Annotated in this window: 13 protein-coding genes and 1 pseudogene; 10 read left to right on the top strand and 4 right to left on the bottom strand. The window is 45.4% G+C overall.

Annotated features, from left to right (window positions below):
- Positions 1-140 precede the first annotated feature (140 nt).
- The 4 genes and pseudogenes from AC07VD_RS03275 to AC07VD_RS03260 all read left to right on the top strand — a co-directional run.
- A pseudogene (locus AC07VD_RS03275) lies at positions 141-375 on the top strand (YitT family protein); the annotation flags it as partial.
- Positions 376-479: 104 nt separating this feature from the next.
- Positions 480-1982, top strand: a complete 1503-nt coding sequence (gene cls, locus AC07VD_RS03270; RefSeq protein WP_003227591.1) for a cardiolipin synthase — start codon at positions 480-482, stop codon at positions 1980-1982.
- 88 nt (positions 1983-2070) lie between these two features.
- Positions 2071-3798, top strand: a complete 1728-nt coding sequence (locus AC07VD_RS03265; RefSeq protein WP_076457463.1) for an ABC transporter ATP-binding protein — start codon at positions 2071-2073, stop codon at positions 3796-3798.
- A 9-nt stretch (positions 3799-3807) separates the two neighbouring features.
- Positions 3808-4329, top strand: coding sequence for a dihydrofolate reductase family protein (locus tag AC07VD_RS03260; RefSeq protein WP_494721553.1), 522 nt, complete (start codon positions 3808-3810; stop codon positions 4327-4329).
- Here AC07VD_RS03260 and AC07VD_RS03255 read toward each other — a convergent pair.
- The 3 genes from AC07VD_RS03255 to cls (AC07VD_RS03245) form a co-directional block, all read right to left on the bottom strand.
- The gene (locus tag AC07VD_RS03255) at positions 4326-4598 is read right to left on the bottom strand and encodes a hypothetical protein (RefSeq protein ID WP_003227597.1); all 273 of its coding nucleotides are present in this window, start codon (positions 4596-4598) and stop codon (positions 4326-4328) included. The two genes, AC07VD_RS03260 and AC07VD_RS03255, sit on opposite strands and share 4 nt — an antisense overlap.
- A gap of 80 nt (positions 4599-4678) precedes the next feature.
- Positions 4679-5641, bottom strand: a complete 963-nt coding sequence (gene uvsE / locus AC07VD_RS03250) for a UV DNA damage repair endonuclease UvsE (protein WP_124059346.1) — start codon at positions 5639-5641, stop codon at positions 4679-4681.
- Between the two features lie 12 nt (positions 5642-5653).
- A complete protein-coding gene (gene cls, locus AC07VD_RS03245) occupies positions 5654-6850 on the bottom strand; it encodes a cardiolipin synthase (RefSeq protein WP_124059344.1) in 1197 nt (398 codons plus the stop codon).
- 154 nt (positions 6851-7004) lie between these two features.
- Between cls (AC07VD_RS03245) and AC07VD_RS03240 the strand changes: the two genes are divergently transcribed.
- The 4 genes from AC07VD_RS03240 (at position 7005) to pyrG (ending at position 12811) form a co-directional block, all read left to right on the top strand.
- On the top strand, positions 7005-9122 hold the full coding sequence (locus AC07VD_RS03240; protein WP_029318706.1) for a heterodisulfide reductase-related iron-sulfur binding cluster: 2118 nt from the start codon (positions 7005-7007) through the stop codon (positions 9120-9122).
- On the top strand, positions 9119-10258 hold the full coding sequence (gene acdA, locus AC07VD_RS03235) for an acyl-CoA dehydrogenase AcdA (protein ID WP_014481201.1): 1140 nt from the start codon (positions 9119-9121) through the stop codon (positions 10256-10258). The genes AC07VD_RS03240 and acdA overlap by 4 nt, the downstream gene beginning before the upstream one ends.
- 182 nt (positions 10259-10440) lie before the next feature.
- Complete coding sequence (gene rpoE / locus AC07VD_RS03230; protein ID WP_014665742.1) at positions 10441-10962, top strand: DNA-directed RNA polymerase subunit delta; 522 nt, start codon at positions 10441-10443, stop codon at positions 10960-10962.
- Between the two features lie 241 nt (positions 10963-11203).
- Entirely contained in the window at positions 11204-12811 is a 1608-nt protein-coding gene (gene pyrG / locus AC07VD_RS03225; RefSeq protein ID WP_003227612.1) for a glutamine hydrolyzing CTP synthase, read from the top strand.
- A gap of 81 nt (positions 12812-12892) precedes the next feature.
- Here the strand turns inward: pyrG and AC07VD_RS03220 are convergent, their stop codons facing one another.
- Entirely contained in the window at positions 12893-13414 is a 522-nt protein-coding gene (locus tag AC07VD_RS03220; RefSeq protein ID WP_024572667.1) for a DUF2529 domain-containing protein, read from the bottom strand.
- 165 nt (positions 13415-13579) lie between these two features.
- On the opposite strand from AC07VD_RS03220, the gene spo0F reads away from it, so the two are divergent.
- Together spo0F and AC07VD_RS03210 are read left to right on the top strand one after the other, a co-directional pair.
- A complete protein-coding gene (spo0F, locus tag AC07VD_RS03215) occupies positions 13580-13954 on the top strand; it encodes a sporulation initiation phosphotransferase Spo0F (RefSeq protein WP_003227621.1) in 375 nt (124 codons plus the stop codon).
- 180 nt (positions 13955-14134) lie between these two features.
- Entirely contained in the window at positions 14135-14992 is an 858-nt protein-coding gene (locus AC07VD_RS03210) for a class II fructose-bisphosphate aldolase (RefSeq protein ID WP_003243339.1), read from the top strand.
- Positions 14993-15029: the final 37 nt, after the last annotated feature.

Raw genomic sequence — 15029 nt, 5'->3', positions numbered from 1 at the left:
TTCTGCCAAGGTAATCGCTGGGCGACCGGGAATCCTGTTGTGTTTGTATTTGGAAATAACATCAAGAATAAAACGGATTTTACTCATTTTAAACCGGCGGAACAGCAGATTATGACTCAGCCTGACTAACTCCTTATACCTTTGTGATCAATATCCCGTTTTATATATTTTCTCTCATCAGAATGGGTATCAAATTTACTCTATCCACCGTATTTGCAGTCACAGCGCCGCCTCTTTTTCGGCGCTTGCCGGAGTGCTGAGCGGGTTCGGCCTGCCGTTCATGTTGTAGCATCAGGCTTCACTCGGCGTTGTCAATAGTCTTGCTTTATTTCTGCAGAAACGATGCGGATGAACCCCTTGACAGTTAGTTTTCTCTAAACCTCTCCTCCTTTGGCGGAGAGGTTTTTTGCTTACAAGGTTTATCGATTAGAAAAAAGAGGTAATACAGAGGTAATTGAATCAGATTGGAGAGAATCAGGATGCTGAAAAGGAGACTGGAATTTTTCTTTTTATATATGATGCTCATCGGGGCATATGTCATTTGGTTTTTCCCGGTTTCCAGGCTTGAGTTTTACGGAGGATTGCTTTGCTATATAAGCATTATTTTGTTCAGCATCTATTCATTAATTCTTGAAAACCGCACCTCGCAGCACACGCTGCTATGGATCCATATTCTTGTCTTTTTTCCAATCGTCGGCTACGTGTTTTATCTGTTTTCGGGACAGCTTTATGTAAAGGGAAAGCTGTTTAAGACAAAACGAATGTACAACAGGGAAAAGCTCAGGAAGCTGTTTGACAAGGAGGAAACGCCCGAAGTGACAGGGCTGAAGGACAATCAAGAGAGGTTCTTTACATATTCCATCAGGGCTGCCCATATGAATATCAATACGAAAAGCAACATCAAAGTGCTGAAAAACGGCGAAGAAACCTTCCCGGACATTTTCAAAGCAATGAGAAAAGCGGAATCTTACATACATATTGAATACTACATGTTTAAATCAGACATGCTCGGACGCGGCATGATGGATATTATGATGGAGAAAGCGCGCCAGGGTGTCGAGGTGAGGTTTTTATACGATGCGGCAGGAAGCATGAAGCTGGCAAGAAGAGATATTATGAGAATGGAACAAGCGGGGGTGGACATCGTCCCGTTTTCTCCGCTGAAATACGGGTTTTTCAACCAGAAGCTGAATTTCAGAAATCACCGGAAAATCGTGATCATCGATGGGAAAACCGGTTTTGTGGGCGGATTAAATGTTGGGAAGGAATATATCAGCAGAGATCCGTACATCGGATTTTGGAGAGATACACACCTGCGGCTTGAGGGGGAAATTGTGCAAACGCTCCACGCTATCTTTATGCTGGATTGGGAATATGTCTCCAATGAAGTGCTAATTGATCAAGAGGAGTACAATACCCCGGTTCCCGTGGAAGGAGGAGGCATTTATCAAATTGTCGCAACAGGCCCTGACATGAAGGAAAGCATGAGCGACCTTTATTATGAAATGATTTCTTCAGCACAGAAATCAATATGGATCGCCACGCCCTATTTTGTCCCCAATGAATCCATTCGCACGGCGCTAAAAGCAGCGGCGACAAAGGGGGTAGAGGTAAGGGTTATGGTGCCGGAGAAGAACGACAGCTTTTTGACCCAATACGCGTCGAGGTCCTATTTCCCGGAGCTGCTCCTTGAGGGCATTGAAGTGTACTCCTACCAAAAAGGCTTCATGCATCAAAAAGTCATGATCATTGATGGCGATCTCGCCTCCGTCGGTACCGCGAATATGGATATGCGCAGCTTTCAGCTCAACTTTGAAGTGAATGTGTTCTTCACGGATGCCGAAGCGATCCGAACCCTTGAGGCCCATTTTGAGGAGGATATGCAGGAAAGTGAAAAGCTCAGCCCTGTCGGCTTTTATAAAAGAGGCGTGGCTGACCGGACAAAAGAGTCATTTGCCCGCCTGTTTTCAGGTGTTCTGTAAGAAAAAAGAAATCTGATCTTTCAAAACAGCCCGTGTATAGTATAATTGAGAAATATTATCAGTTATTTATACATTGGGGGAAGATAGGGTGCTGCGGCAATTTTTTTCATATTATAAACCATATAAAACGTTGTTCTTTCTCGACTTTTTCTCAGCGATCGCGGGAGGTTTAATGGAGCTGAGTTTTCCTTTGATCGTCAATTATTTTATTGATACCTTGCTGCCGGGCAGGGATTGGGGACTGATCATCGCGACCTCAATCGGGTTATTTGCGGTGTACGCGCTCAGCTCGGCTCTTCAGTATATCGTGACCTACTGGGGACACATGCTTGGTATCAATATTGAGACTGATATGAGAAAGTCGCTTTTTGACCATTTGCAAAAGCTCTCGTTCAAATTTTACGACAACAACAAGACGGGAACGCTGATGTCGAAGCTCACGAACGATTTAATGTATATCGGTGAAGTCGCCCATCACGGACCGGAAGACTTATTCATTGCGGTCATGACCATTCTCGGGGCGTTCGGAGTGATGCTGTTTATTAACTGGCAGCTTGCTTTATTAACGTTTATCATTATGCCGATCGTCATTTGGCTAGCGCTTTATTTTAACAAAAAAATGACCAAAGCATTTACCACGCTGAACAAGGATATCGGAGACTTCAGCGCGCGTGTAGAAAATAACATCGGCGGCATCCGGCTTGTGCAGGCGTTCGGAAATGAAGCATTTGAAAAAGAACGCTTCGCCGTCAACAACCAGCGTTTTCGTGTCACAAAGCTTTCTTCCTACAAAATCATGGCGAAAAACGGTTCAATCAGCTATATGCTGACCCGGTTTGTCACGCTGTTTGTCCTTTTGTGCGGGACGTGGTTTGTCATTCGCGGCTCCTTATCGTACGGGGAATTTGTGGCGTTTGTACTCTTGACGAATGTGCTGTTCAGGCCTATTGACAAAATTAATGCCATTATCGAAATGTATCCGAGGGGGATCGCGGGTTTCAAAAGCTATATGGAGCTCATGGAGACAGAGCCGGATATTCAGGACTCACCTGATTCGAAAGATGTTTCCGGCCTGAAGGGCAATATCCGCTATAAACATGTTTCGTTTGGCTATGATGGCCATCACAATGTCCTCAATGACATCAACCTATCCATTCAAGCGGGGGAAACGGTGGCGTTCGTCGGTCCGTCAGGTGCGGGGAAATCAACGCTTTGCAGTCTGCTTCCGCGTTTTTATGAAGCATCGGAGGGCGACATTACGATTGACGGCATCAGTATAAAAGACATGACGCTTTCTTCGTTGCGCGGGCAGATTGGCGTCGTACAGCAGGACGTTTTCTTATTCTCGGGCACGCTTAGAGAAAATATCGCCTACGGCCGATTAGGCGCATCAGAAGAAGACATTTGGCAAGCTGTGAAGCAGGCGCATCTGGAAGAGCTCGTCCATAACATGCCCGATGGGTTGGATACTATGATTGGCGAACGCGGCGTGAAGCTTTCCGGCGGGCAAAAACAGCGTCTGTCAATTGCAAGGATGTTCTTGAAAAATCCGTCGATCTTGATTCTCGACGAAGCCACCTCAGCCCTTGATACAGAGACGGAAGCGGCGATCCAAAAGGCGCTTCAAGAGTTGTCTGAGGGGCGCACGACGCTTGTCATCGCCCACAGGCTGGCGACGATCAAAGACGCGGACAGAATTGTAGTCGTCACAAACAACGGTATTGAAGAACAAGGCCGTCATCAAGACCTGATCGAAGCCGGAGGCCTATACAGCAGGCTGCATCAAGCGCAATTCGGGCAAATGGTGCAGCGATAGGAGGAGAACATGGAAAGAAAAACTGTGCTGTACATTGCTGTTTCATTGGACGGGATGATCGCAAAAGAAGATGGAAGCATCGATTGGCTGGATGAATTTGAAGGTGAGGGCGACAACGGCTACAGTGATTTTTATCAGACTGTTGATACAGTCATTTTAGGGCGGAGCACATATGAGCACGTAAAAGTGCTAACACCGGTTTTCCCGTATCAGGATAAAACCTGCTATGTTTTTACAGGATCGCCCGACAGTTATCAAGATGAACATGTGACGTTTATCAATGAGGGAGCCAGAGCCTTCACTGACCGTTTGAAACAGGAAAAAGGCTCAAACATCTGGATAGCTGGCGGGGCGGAGCTGGTGAATGCCTTTATGAAAGAAGATGCCATCGACGAATTCATCATCACTGTTATTCCCGTCGTTTTAGGAAGCGGCATCCCGCTGTTTCACGAACTAACATATGAAACAAAACTGCGGTTAATAGGGACAAAACAATTTGGACAAGCGGTTCAGCTCCATTATGTAAGTTAGAGCGCTTCTCTCTCAGCAGGCTCGATGAGATTTTGGAATTTTTCAATGAGCTGCGATGCTTTTGTTCCTTCAACTACGATCAAATATTCCTTTTCATTATGAGCCATGCGGAATGTTTCAAGCTCAATTAAGCTTTTGATTTTGCACATCGTTTTCTTTGAATAAATATAAACCTCGTGGCTTCCGGAATGGCACATTTTATAAAGATGAATCAAATTTCTTAAAGTAAAGGCCTGTGCGGCTACTTTCAGAGACTTGATATTTTTCATGATCTTTCTCCTCCATCGATTGTTGTCTTATATAGCCTAAGTTCCCAAAGCTGACAAGTCGTAAACCTATTTTTGCACATTTATGACTTCCATTGCAGCGCACCGCCCCCGATGCGTTTGACACCGCGGATGGAGCTTAATTCATCCATCAAGCGGAGAAGCGCCTTGTCTTTCTGCTTTGCTTCAATCATGAAATCAATATTTGTTCCCCATTGCCTAAAGCGTTCCAACAGCGGCAGCAAAAAGTTGGCGTCAACATAATCGGCATGGCTGCGTATCGCTTGCTCCGATTTTGGGGAAGACAAGTGAACCTTTGGCTGAAGGCCGATCCGCTCCCACGTTTTGATCATGCGGGGCAGTGCTACATTCAGGTCGGCGTGATCGTCTGGATTGGCGTAAAAATGATGAAAGTCAAAGACAAACGGAACATCCTCCTGCTCACAGACCTGAAGCGTTTCTTCCGTTGTATATGTTTTATCATCATTTTCAAGTGTCATCCGCTCTTTGATCTCCTGCGGCAGCTGTTTTATATTTTGATGAAATTGTGCAGTGGCGGTGTCTTTATTTCCGTAAGCGCCGCCAATATGAATGTTGATAACGGAGCGATCAGCAATGCCCATGGCCTCAAGCATGCGGTAGTGATAGGCCATATCGGTTACCGCATTTTTTGTGACGGATTCCTTCGTGCTCGTAAACAGAGTGAATTGATTTGGATGAAAGCTTGTTCGCAGTTGATGCGTTTTAACAAGCTCTCCAATCTCCCGAAACTCTTTTTGAAACGGTGTTACAAAATCCCACATCACGTCGGGATGCGTAGCCAGCGGCACAATCGAACTGGAAAAACGGTACAAAGGAATGCCGTGTCCGATGATATAGTGAAGGGTTCTCATCGTATTGCGCAAATTGGCTTTTGTCACAGTCAGAAGCGCTTCTTTTCTTTCAGTCTTTGAAAGCTTTGAATAACGCGCGAATGTCAATGTTTTAGCGGGAGACGCATCCCAAAGGCTCATCGCATTTGAAACGAACCCGAATCTGAAAATCATAGGAACTCTCCTTTATAAGAAATAAGATAATGCCCTGCCGAGCCATTCCGCCGGGCGCTGCCTGAATGTGCGCTTGCTGAAATCCTCCATGGTCAGCCGCGCCGACTTTTTCATATCCTCCTCAATCGTGGCATAGACTTCACTTGTAAACGCTTCGTCATCAATTTCGACATTCACCTCTTCATTTAAAAACAGGCTTCGTTTATCGAAGTTGGCTGTTCCGATTATGCTGAGATGGTCGTCTATGATGAGGGCTTTTACATGATAAAACCCTTGATAATAACGATAAATAAGACAGCCGGCATCCAAGAGCTCCGAATAATACGTAAAAGCCGCTTCTCGTACCAGCGGATGGTCTGATTTCATCGGTACAATGATTCTCACGGATACGCCGTTTTTTCTTGCGTTAATAAGGGCCTCTTGAAGCGGTTTTGATGGAATGTAATAAGGCGTGCAAACCGTAAGGCGATTCTTCGCTTGGGCAATGTTGGCCAAGTATATGTTTTCAAGGGAATAACCGTCAGTCGCATATATCTTGTGAGAAATAGTCCCTTGCTGAAGCTTTGGCCAAACATCCGAACCCAGTTCGATTCCGGTATTTCGTTTTAGATCAGAAGCAAAAAGCGTTTGAAGATCATGTACGCCTTCTCCCATCATGCGCAGATGATAATCCTCCCAATTGCCGAACTTCGCCTTCTTTCCAAGATATTCTTCGGCGATGTTAAACCCGCCGATATAACCGATTTTTCCGTCTATCACCGTAATCTTCCGGTGATTCCGTTTTTGCATGTGAAAAAAGAAAAAAGGAAAACGGGGACGATTCATCACATGGACATGGACGCCGGCATTTTTCATCGTCTGCAGCGCCGTTTTTTTAATTGCCCGGCAGCCCGCCCAATCCAGAAGCAAATAAACGGATACGCCAGCTTGGGCTTTTGTTTTCAGCAAGGTATACATATTGTGGCTGACCTCATCATTTTTCATAATAAAAAACATCATGTGAACAGAAGAGGCGGCCTGGCGAATATCATTCATCATCCGCTCAACGAGATCAGCGCCGCAGTGGATCAATTCGATGTCACTCTTCTTTTTTGAAAAAACAGGCTCGTACGCCTTTTTTCTGTATCCGGCACGGCCCATGAAGATATCAAGCAGAATCAAGGCAAAGAAAATAACGACAATGATCATAATCACGATAAATACCTTCATACCGGCACTCCTTTCCGTAGTAAAGGTAGTGTGCCCGAACAGCAGGAATTTAATTATTGACTGAACACTCATTCATTATTTATCATAAAGATAATCTTATACAGATTCGGGGGTAGGGGATCGCGGTCTTTATCAGTAAAAAGGGGGAATTGGAATGAGCGGCTTTCTCATCGCAAATGCATTATTATTTCTGATTGTAACCGCTTACGCTGTCTATTTGTTTGTGTACTTGGTCAAAACGAGACTGGCCTACATCAAGCTCGGCCAGAAAGAACAATTTGATCAACGGTTCAAGGAACGGCTTCACGCCATATGGGTGAATGTATTCGGACAGAAAAAACTGCTCAAGGACAAGAAAAGCGGAATCATTCACGTCATGTTTTTCTACGGATTTATATTGGTTCAGTTCGGAGCAATTGACTTTATCATCAAAGGACTGGCTCCCGGCCGGAATCTGCCGCTTGGCCCGGTCTATCCCGCCTTCACCTTTTTTCAGGAAATTGTTACGTTTCTCATTTTGATTGCTGTTGGGTGGGCATTTTACAGACGTTATATCGAAAAGCTAGTGAGGCTGAAACGCGGTTTCAAAGCCGGACTCGTTCTCATTTTTATCGGAGGGTTAATGCTGACCGTTCTGCTTGGGAACGGGATGAATCTGATTTGGCATGAGCATGGGCTTTCTTGGAGCGAGCCAATTGCCTCAGGTATTGCGTTTATGCTTAGCGGTGTCGGGAAAACAGGCGCGGCGGTGATTTTCTATATCGCATGGTGGATCCATCTCCTATTCTTGCTTAGCTTTTTAGTGTACGTGCCTCAGTCGAAGCATGCCCATTTAATCGCCGGCCCGGCAAACGTCTTTTTCAACAGAATGGAATCTGCCGGAAAACTTGAAAAAATTGATTTTACCGACGAAACGAAAGAAAGCTACGGAGCGGGAAAAATTGAGGATTTCAGGCAGTCTCAGCTGCTTGATCTGTACGCGTGTGTCGAGTGCGGCCGCTGTACAAATATGTGTCCTGCAACAGGCACCGGAAAAATGCTGTCTCCGATGGACTTGATTTTGCGTCTCAGAGACCATCTCACTGAAAAAGGCGCTGCCGTCACCTCGCGCTCCCCATGGGTGCCCGCAGCAGCGTTTCGGCATACGAGAGGCAATCAGCTGGCTGCGGCGTCAGCGGGCAGCGGATCGCAGGAAGCCGCAGCGGCGCTTGATTACAATCCAAGCTTGATCGGCGACGTCATCACAGAGGAAGAAATTTGGGCATGTACCACTTGCCGAAACTGTGAGGATCAATGCCCGGTCATGAATGAGCACGTGGATAAAATCATCGACCTCCGCCGCTACCTCGTACTGACAGAAGGAAAAATGGACAGTGACGCCCAGCGCGCAATGACAAGTATTGAGCGGCAGGGGAATCCGTGGGGACTCAACCGCAAGGAACGTGAAAATTGGCGTGACGAGGCGCCGGATGCTGAGATTCCGACTGTAAAAGAAATGAAAAAAGAAGGAAAAGAATTTGAGTACCTTTTCTGGGTAGGCTCCATGGGGTCTTACGACAACAGAAGCCAGAAAATCGCAATTTCCTTTGCCAAGCTGCTCAATCACGCGGGCGTGTCCTTCGCGATCCTCGGCAATAAAGAAAAAAATTCAGGAGACACGCCGCGCCGCCTCGGAAATGAATTTTTGTTCCAAGAGCTGGCTGAGAAGAATATTTCTGAATTTGAAAAAAATGATGTCAAAAAAATCGTTACGATCGATCCCCATGCATACAATTTATTTAAAAACGAATATCCGGATTTCGGATTTGAAGGCGAGGTTTATCATCATACAGAAGTGCTGGCCGAGCTTGTGAAAAACGGAAAATTAAAGCCGCAGCACCCGCTTCATGAGACGATTACCTTCCATGATTCATGCTATTTGGGCCGGTACAATGAAGTCTATGATCCGCCGAGAGAGATTTTGAAAGCCATTCCGGGCGTGCAGCTTGTTGAAATGGAGAGAAACCGGGAAACCGGCATGTGCTGCGGAGCCGGCGGGGGATTAATGTGGATGGAGGAAGAAACAGGCAACAGGATTAACGTCGCCAGGACAGAGCAAGCGCTCGCAGTCAACCCATCGGTGATCAGTTCCGGCTGTCCGTACTGTCTCACAATGCTTGGGGACGGCACAAAGGCGAAGGAAGCTGAAGACCAAGTCAAAACGTACGACGTCGTCGAGCTTCTGGCTCAATCCGTTTTAGGCGCTGATCTGAAAATGGGGGAGAAGCAATGAATTTTTCATTATCAGAAGAACACCAGATGATACGAAAATTGGTGCGCGATTTTGCGAAGCATGAGGTGGCCCCGACAGCGGCAGAACGGGACGAACAAGAACGCTTCGATCGCGAGCTGTTTCGGGAAATGGCAAATCTGGGGCTGACGGGAATTCCATGGCCTGAAGATTACGGCGGAATCGGAAGTGACTATTTGGCCTACGTCATCGCGGTGGAGGAGCTGTCAAAAGTGTGCGCATCCACCGGTGTGACGCTTTCCGCCCATATCTCTCTTTGCAGCTGGCCGCTGTTTGCCTTTGGGACGGAGGAGCAGAAGACAGAGTACTTAACACAGCTGGCCCTCGGAGAGAAAATCGGCGCATTCGCTTTGACCGAAGCACGGTCTGGCTCTGACGCCGGCAGCATGAAAACAACTGCTGAACGAATCGGCGATGACTATGTGTTAAATGGTTCCAAAGTGTTTATCACAAACGGCGGCGTTGCTGATATTTACATTGTTTTTGCCGTCACCGATCCCGAGAAAAAGAAAAAAGGCATTACCGCTTTTATAGTAGAAAAGGATTTTGAAGGATTTTTTACAGGCAAGAAAGAAAAGAAGCTGGGCATCCGTTCTTCACCGACAACGGAAATCATGTTCGAAGATTGTGTAGTGCCCGCATCAAAGCGTCTCGGACAAGAAGGAGAAGGCTTCAAAATCGCGATGAAGACGCTTGACGGAGGCAGAAACGGCATAGCTGCACAAGCCGTAGGCATCGCCCAAGGAGCGCTTGATGCGGCGCTTCAATATGCAAAAGAGCGAAAGCAATTCGGAAAATCGATCGGCGAGCAGCAGGGCATCGCTTTTAAACTCGCGGATATGGCGACAATGATAGAAGCTTCAAGGCTATTGACCTATCAGGCTGCGTGGTTAGAATCATCGGGCCTTCCATATGGAAAAGCTTCCGCCATGTCCAAACTGATGGCTGGGGATACGGCGATGAAGGTAACGACCGAAGCCGTGCAGATTTTCGGCGGCTACGGCTATACAAAAGATTATCCGGTAGAACGCTATATGCGTGATGCAAAAATCACGCAAATCTATGAAGGCACTCAAGAAATTCAAAGACTGGTCATCTCCAGAATGCTCGCGGATTAACGGAAAACATCTCTCAGTCGGATCACTCTTGTAAAATTATTTAAATTAACGCTGTTAAGGGTAGCATATTCTGTTTTATTTTGTTTATAATGAGAGGTATGGTTTGTATAAGAACGATACAAAATCGCTTTCATTATTGATAAAACAGATACATATAAGTAATAGAAAGGGAGTGTCCGACCTTGGGTATCAAACAATATTCACAGGAAGAGCTAAAGGAAATGGCTTTAGTTGAAATCGCTCACGAATTATTTGAAGAACATAAAAAACCAGTTCCTTTTCAGGAGCTTTTAAATGAAATCGCATCTTTGCTCGGCGTGAAAAAAGAAGAGCTTGGAGACCGCATCGCTCAATTTTATACAGATTTAAACATTGACGGCCGCTTCCTGGCGCTATCTGACCAGACGTGGGGGCTTCGCAGCTGGTATCCGTATGATCAGCTTGATGAAGAAACTCAGCCGACAGTCAAGGCGAAAAAGAAAAAAGCGAAGAAAGCAGTCGAAGAAGATCTTGATCTTGACGAGTTTGAAGAGATCGACGAAGACGACCTTGATTTGGATGAAGTTGAGGAAGAACTCGATCTTGAAGCCGACGATTTTGACGATGAAGATCTTGACGAAGACGACGACGATCTTGAGATCGAAGAAGATATTGTTGATGAAGATGATGAAGACTATGATGATGAAGAAGAGGAAATTAAATAGTATCAGATTTCATCTTCAAAACGATCTTGACTTTCATAGTCGAACTATGTAGTATGTATTTTGGGCTCTTCAAAAACGAAGAGAGAACATAGTACGTTATGCTCCCTTTCAAGAAATTGAAAGGGAGCTTTCTTATTTTCACCCCTCATTTTTCTTATAAATCATTTAAAAGGCTAAATGATTTTTTATAAAATAGTACATTTTAAAAATGTAGCTAAGAGCGAAGAGAGGAGCAAACGAAATGACGAAATATATTTTTGTAACCGGGGGAGTTGTATCCTCACTTGGAAAGGGTATTGTAGCAGCTTCATTAGGGCGTTTGCTGAAAAACCGCGGACTGAACGTGACGATTCAAAAATTCGATCCATACATCAACGTTGACCCGGGAACAATGAGCCCGTACCAGCACGGTGAAGTATTCGTAACGGATGACGGCGCTGAAACAGACTTGGACCTTGGTCACTATGAGCGTTTTATCGACATTAACCTGAATAAATTCAGCAACGTGACAACAGGTAAAATCTATTCAACAGTTCTTAAAAAAGAACGCCGCGGAGATTACCTTGGAGGAACCGTACAGGTCATTCCGCACATCACAAACGAATTGAAAGACCGTGTTTACCGCGCAGGGAAAGAGACAAACGCAGATGTTGTCATTACAGAAATCGGCGGTACTGTCGGAGACATCGAATCACTGCCATTCCTTGAAGCGATCCGCCAAATGAAGAGCGACATCGGCCGTGAAAACGTAATGTACATCCACTGTACGCTCGTACCTTACATTAAAGCTGCTGGCGAATTAAAAACAAAACCGACACAGCACAGCGTAAAAGAATTGCGCAGCTTGGGCATTCAGCCAAACATCATCGTCGTTCGTACAGAAATGCCGATTTCTCAAGATATGAAAGATAAAATCGCGCTTTTCTGCGACATCGATACAAAAGCGGTTATTGAATGTGAAGATGCGGACAACCTTTACTCCATTCCGCTGGAGCTTCAAAAACAAGGTCTTGATAAGCTTGTTTGCGAGCACATGAAATTGGCATGCAAAGAAGCGGAAATGTCCGAGTGGAAAGAGCTTGTTAACAAAGTCAGCAACCTGTCTCAAACGATTACAATCGGCCTTGTCGGCAAATACGTTGAGCTTCCTGACGCATACATTTCTGTTGTCGAGTCTCTCCGCCATGCGGGCTATGCGTTTGACACAGATGTAAAAGTGAAGTGGATCAACGCGGAAGAAGTGACAGAAAACAATATCGCAGAACTCACAAGCGGAACAGACGGCATCATTGTGCCGGGCGGATTCGGAGACCGCGGTGTTGAAGGCAAAATCGTCGCGACAAAATACGCGCGCGAAAACAACATTCCGTTCTTGGGCATTTGCTTGGGCATGCAGGTGGCGTCTATTGAATACGCACGAAACGTATTGGGCTTAAAAGGCGCTCACTCAGCAGAAATTGATCCGTCAACTCAATACCCGATCATTGATCTTCTTCCTGAACAAAAGGATGTGGAGGATCTCGGGGGAACGCTTCGTCTCGGCCTTTACCCTTGTAAGCTTGAAGAAGGCACGAAAGCCTTTGAAGTGTATCAGGATGAAGTGGTGTACGAGCGCCACCGCCACCGCTATGAGTTTAACAATGAATTCAGACAGCAAATGGAAGAGCAAGGCTTCGTATTCTCAGGCACAAGCCCTGATGGACGCCTTGTTGAAATCATCGAGCTGAAAGACCACCCTTGGTTCGTGGCTTCTCAGTTCCATCCAGAGTTCAAGTCAAGACCGACAAGACCTCAGCCTCTATTCAAAGGCTTTATCGGAGCGTCTGTCGAAGCTGCAAATCAGAAGTAATAAAAAAGACTTGCCGTTTGTCAAAAGCGGGCAAGTCTTTTTTATTTGTTTCCGGCAAGTTCCAGCATGTACAATAAGATATTATGCATACTCTTGCAGAATTTCTTTTAGTGTAAACGATAAAGCGTGATAGACATACAGTGCTGTCATTAAAGAGGGAAACCCGTAACGGGTGCCGTCTTCATCGGGAACAAGCGGCATTTTTAATTTAGAATCAATATGCACATCACAATACTGTTCTATTCCCGCACTGTCTTTGGCTGCGGGCGATACGCATACGACTCCCGCACCTTTTTCATAAAGCTCTTTTGCGAGCGCCTGTTCTTCGGCTGTGCCCGTCCCTGAGCAAAACATCAGCACCCTGTCGCTTTCTGTCACTTCCTCAGCGCTTTCTGGAAAGGCTTTGACAGATGGGAAGGGTTCTTTGCTTTCGGTGGCCTCATAAAAGACGCCCTGAAGCTCATTCGCTCCGTATAAATAAATGGAATGCCCGCTGATCACCGCTTGAGCAAGCAGCCGCGCCCCATCTTCAATCGCGTCAGATTCCTTATCCTGAATGCGGGAAAAAATACCTGTTAACTGCGTCGTGAATATTTTCAACATAAGTGAATCCTCCTTTATAACGTACAATATCAGTATACAACAAAAGAGAAAATGCTCAGAAAATGTCGTAAAGTAGACTATTATAATTAAAGGAAATAGGAAAATCAAACAGAATACATACAATACTGCTTACTTTTGACGAAAATCATAATATTGGGGTGTAAAATGATGAATGAAAAAATTTTAATCGTTGATGATCAATACGGCATTCGTATTTTGCTAAATGAAGTGTTCAATAAAGAAGGCTACCAGACGTTTCAGGCTGCGAACGGCCTGCAGGCGCTTGACATTGTGACAAAAGAACGGCCCGATCTTGTGCTTTTGGACATGAAAATTCCCGGCATGGACGGAATCGAAATCTTAAAACGGATGAAGGTCATTGACGAAAACATCCGGGTCATTATCATGACGGCATACGGAGAGCTCGACATGATCCAGGAATCGAAGGAATTGGGCGCCCTGACGCACTTTGCCAAGCCGTTTGACATCGACGAAATCAGAGACGCCGTCAAAAAATATCTGCCCCTGAAGTCTAACTGACAAAAAGAAGAAATAAATGAATCATGTCATTATGTTGCCGATTTGTCGAAAAGTTGGTATCCTAGTTATGGAGAAAAAGCGATCTGAGTATTTACATATGACAGCAATATATGGGTCATGCTAGGGTGGAAAGCTTTTTTCGCTAGAAGACAATCAGGCTACATAAGGAGGACATTCGACATGCCTTTAGTTTCTATGACGGAAATGTTGAATACAGCTAAAGAAAAAGGGTACGCTGTAGGACAATTTAACTTAAACAACCTTGAGTTTACTCAAGCGATTTTACAAGCAGCTGAAGAAGAAAAATCTCCAGTGATCCTTGGTGTTTCCGAAGGTGCGGGACGCTACATGGGCGGCTTCAAAACAGTCGTTGCTATGGTAAAAGCACTTATGGAAGAGTACAAAGTGACAGTTCCTGTTGCGATTCACTTAGACCACGGTTCAAGCTTTGAATCTTGTGCGAAAGCGATTCATGCAGGTTTCACATCTGTAATGATCGACGCTTCTCACCATCCATTTGAAGAAAACGTAGCAACAACTGCTAAAGTTGTTGAGCTTGCTCATTTCCACGGAGTATCTGTAGAAGCTGAGCTTGGAACAGTAGGCGGACAAGAAGATGACGTTATCGCTGAAGGCGTAATCTACGCTGATCCTAAAGAGTGCCAAGAGCTTGTTGAGCGCACTGGCATCGACTGCCTTGCACCAGCATTAGGTTCTGTTCACGGCCCTTACAAAGGTGAGCCAAACCTTGGCTTCAAAGAAATGGAAGAGATCGGAAAATCAACTGGTCTTCCATTAGTTCTTCACGGCGGTACTGGAATTCCGACTGCTGACATCAAAAAATCAATTTCACTTGGTACAGCTAAAATCAACGTGAATACTGAAAACCAAATTTCTTCTGCAAAAGCTGTTCGCGAAACATTGGCAGCTAAGCCTGACGAGTACGATCCACGTAAATACCTTGGACCAGCTCGTGAAGCGATCAAAGAAACAGTTATCGGTAAAATGCGTGAATTTGGTTCTTCAAACCAAGCTTAATTCAATTGGAACTTTTTATAGCCGCCTGACAGCTTGA

This window comes from Bacillus sp. GW821-FHT01G09 (assembly GCF_059422205.1).
The sequence above is the reverse complement of the archived record's forward strand: the minus strand, read 5'-3'. Positions and strand labels throughout refer to the sequence as shown.

Excerpts from the sequence above, each read along its gene's own strand:
- cls (WP_003227591.1), top strand. The coding sequence starts at position 480 with ATGCTGAAAAGGAGACTGGAATTTTTCTTTTTATATATGATGCTCATC.
- AC07VD_RS03260 (WP_494721553.1), top strand. The coding sequence starts at position 3,808 with ATGGAAAGAAAAACTGTGCTGTACATTGCTGTTTCATTGGACGGGATG.
- AC07VD_RS03255 (WP_003227597.1), bottom strand. The coding sequence starts at position 4,598 with ATGAAAAATATCAAGTCTCTGAAAGTAGCCGCACAGGCCTTTACTTTA.
- uvsE (WP_124059346.1), bottom strand. The coding sequence starts at position 5,641 with ATGATTTTCAGATTCGGGTTCGTTTCAAATGCGATGAGCCTTTGGGAT.
- cls (WP_124059344.1), bottom strand. The coding sequence starts at position 6,850 with ATGAAGGTATTTATCGTGATTATGATCATTGTCGTTATTTTCTTTGCC.
- AC07VD_RS03240 (WP_029318706.1), top strand. The coding sequence starts at position 7,005 with ATGAGCGGCTTTCTCATCGCAAATGCATTATTATTTCTGATTGTAACC.
- acdA (WP_014481201.1), top strand. The coding sequence starts at position 9,119 with ATGAATTTTTCATTATCAGAAGAACACCAGATGATACGAAAATTGGTG.
- pyrG (WP_003227612.1), top strand. The coding sequence starts at position 11,204 with ATGACGAAATATATTTTTGTAACCGGGGGAGTTGTATCCTCACTTGGA.
- AC07VD_RS03220 (WP_024572667.1), bottom strand. The coding sequence starts at position 13,414 with ATGTTGAAAATATTCACGACGCAGTTAACAGGTATTTTTTCCCGCATT.
- spo0F (WP_003227621.1), top strand. The coding sequence starts at position 13,580 with ATGATGAATGAAAAAATTTTAATCGTTGATGATCAATACGGCATTCGT.
- AC07VD_RS03210 (WP_003243339.1), top strand. The coding sequence starts at position 14,135 with ATGCCTTTAGTTTCTATGACGGAAATGTTGAATACAGCTAAAGAAAAA.